The following is a 2,861-nucleotide window of genomic DNA, read 5'->3' as shown; positions in this document are numbered from 1 at the left end:
AGGCAATGCATTTGTTTTTTTATCATTTGTGCTCAAGGCAAAGGATTGTATAGCAAACAGGTTGCAACGAAAAGCACAATACTGACAAAAAAATGGCTTTTTTATGACAACTAGCCAAAATGTAAACTGTCAGTTTGACAAGAAGATCGTAAATTCTGCCTACCTAAAACGCGTTTTATAATACGCATTTATTCATTTTTATTTATGACAAAATGCAAAAAGTTGACTATGTGGAATATGCATCATAATTTAGTGCAACTAAAAATACCATTTGACACTCTCCTAGCGTTTTGACTCCTACTTTTGTGTTTATCTGGCTGGTTGCCTCTCCCTCTTCTTTCTTGAATTCATTACATTGATGCTCATGAAAAGGAGATCGTTATGAAAGTACTTCATCATGGTGGGAAGAATACGGTGACAGGCTCTTGTCACGAACTGCAACTCGAGCACGGGAGCATTTTGATCGATTGTGGGCTATTTCAGGGTAAAGATGCATTGGTGGGCCGTCATGACCGTTCGATGGCGATAGAGTTTTCCTTAGCCAAGGTAAAAGCACTGGTGCTGACTCATGCTCATATTGACCACATAGGCCGATTACCGTGGTTACTTGCTGCGGGTTTTAAAGGTAAAATCTACTGCACACAAGCTACTGCTGAGTTGGTCCCTCTTATGCTAGAGGATGGATTAAAGCTACAACTGGGTTTAGGCAAGCATCAACGGCAGCACATCTTAAATCTAATTAAGCAGCGATTGGTGCCGTGCCAGTACAACACATGGCTTCCTCTTAAGGGGTTGGCTTATTTACGCTTTCAGCCTGCAGGCCATATTTTAGGCTCTGCTTATTTGGAATTTAAACTCTCAAATAATGACGTAGTTGTATTCTCTGGCGATCTCGGCCCAAGTGATACGCCTTTGCTTCCTGATCCTAAGCCGCCAGAAAAAGCGGACTATTTGTTTATCGAATCGACTTATGGTGATAAGCATCATGAAAGTGTGAAAAGTAGAAGTGCTCGGCTGCTTTCTATTGTCGAACATGCACTGGAAGATGGTGGTGTGATTGTTATTCCTGCTTTTAGTGTCGGTAGGACACAAGAACTATTATTCGATATTGAACAGCTTTTGTACCAGGAGTCTTTACATGGAGCCCTACCGATTATTCTTGATTCGCCTTTAGCAAGAAAGGTGACAAAGACTTATCGGCGCTTTAAAAAGCTTTGGGGTAAAGAAGCGAAGCAGCGTTTGGAGCAACATCGTCACCCTTTAGCGTTTGAACAATGTATTACGATTGAGACTCATGCTGAACATATGAGATTGGTGAATCGTCTGGCGAGCACGTCTGAACCAGCTATTGTGGTTGCGGCTTCTGGGATGTGCGAAGGTGGTCGAGTGGTAAATTATCTTAATGCGTTGTTACCCGATAGCCGTAATGATGTGCTGTTTGCTGGCTATCAAGCTGAGGGAACGCTAGGGAGAGAAATTCAAGAAGGGGCGAGTGAGGTTGATATCGAAGGAAAGAAAATTAAATTGAAAGCTCAAATACATACGATGTCTGGCTATTCTGCTCATGCAGATCAATCTGATCTAATTCGATTTGTAGAAGGAATTAATCCGCCACCGAAAGAAGTGCATTTAATTCATGGTGAAAATAAAGTAAAAAGAGCCCTACAATCCAACTTAACAGAAAAAGGCTCCACCGTTGTTAAATAAGCGTCAGCTACTTACCGTTACATGTGTCTTACCAATTTGAAATCGCTTTCTAATCCAGCAGGTAATACGCCAAATGTAGCTAATGATGAAGACATAACATGTAAATGCTAATAAAAAGAGTATCAACATGACGTGTTCATGCACCTGAAACACCTGCCCTAAAATTCCAAACGCGGCAAACAATAGCGCCCAGAAGGTAATGAATGCTAAAGTTTGTCGCGATGACAAACCCAACCGCATACATATATGGTGAAGATGTAAACGATCAGCCTTAAAGGGAGACTGTTTCTTCCTTAAACGACGTAGCATGACCATTGCCATGTCCATTAAAGGAACGGCGATTAGCCATAAGGCCGTAACAGGCTTCATTAAAATAGCTTGCACCTCATTAGAAATGCTTTGCGAGCTGTGTATTAGTAACCAAACAATGGTAAAACCAATCAGAAAGCTTCCTGAGTCTCCCATAAATACCTTAAATGAGCGCTTAGGGATCAGATCTAGGTTACACAATATGTACGGGAACATGGAAAGCACAAAGATAAAACAGAATATTGTTAGCTTTACTTCTCCGGCTTGGTAAAACATAAACCCTAAAGCTAAAAATGAGACTGATGCTAAAGACGCCAATAAACCATCAATTCCATCGACCATATTGAATGCTGTAATACAACCAATGATTGCGATCGTTGTTAGTAAAACATTTGCACTGCCTACGTTTAGCACCCCAAATCCAAATAGATTGCCAAGCTCTGTAAGCGCAATCCCTTCACCAAGGGTAAGCCAAACGGATATAACGGTAATGACGCACAGCCTGAAAGAAGCGCTGATGTCTAACTTGTCATCTATTGTGCCGATAATAGTCAGTATTAGACCACATACAAGAAAGTCCTGCTGATTTGGCAAAAGTTGTCCTTCAAACATACTTGCTAAAGTAATCGTGACAAAGAGGGACAAACCACCTATTACAGGTACATCTCCAATATGCTTTTTACGACATGATGGTCTATCGACGAAGTCATGGGCAAGAGCAAGCTTCCTGAAAGTAAACAAGCTAATAAAAGACACACTGACAGTAAGTAAAACAAGAGAGATCAAACCAAGTTCCGTTGTGATAAGTATAGTTATAAGCAACATTTTGCGGCTTTCACTAAATC

Annotated in this window: 2 protein-coding genes; one reads left to right on the top strand and one right to left on the bottom strand. The window is 40.9% G+C overall.

Going from position 1 to position 2,861, the window contains the following annotated elements:
* The first annotated feature begins 381 nt into the window (after window positions 1-381).
* Window positions 382-1,707, top strand: a complete 1,326-nt coding sequence (locus CAG69_RS19070; RefSeq protein WP_161445675.1) for an MBL fold metallo-hydrolase RNA specificity domain-containing protein — start codon at window positions 382-384, stop codon at window positions 1,705-1,707.
* Window positions 1,708-1,710: 3 nt separating this feature from the next.
* On the opposite strand, the gene wecA is transcribed toward CAG69_RS19070, so the two are convergent.
* On the bottom strand, window positions 1,711-2,861 hold a 1,151-nt coding region (wecA, locus tag CAG69_RS19065), incomplete at its 5' end, for a UDP-N-acetylglucosamine--undecaprenyl-phosphate N-acetylglucosaminephosphotransferase (RefSeq protein WP_337247423.1).

The organism is Vibrio sp. V43_P6S15P86 (assembly GCF_009904725.1).
GTDB classification, from domain to species: Bacteria; Pseudomonadota; Gammaproteobacteria; order Enterobacterales; family Vibrionaceae; genus Vibrio; species Vibrio diabolicus.
Note: the sequence above shows the minus strand (reverse complement) of the source record. Positions and strands in the feature narration are given on the sequence as shown.

Bases quoted from the DNA above. Each gene is read 5' to 3' on its own strand.
- CAG69_RS19070 (WP_161445675.1), top strand. From the start codon at position 382: ATGAAAGTACTTCATCATGGTGGGAAGAATACGGTGACAGGCTCTTGT.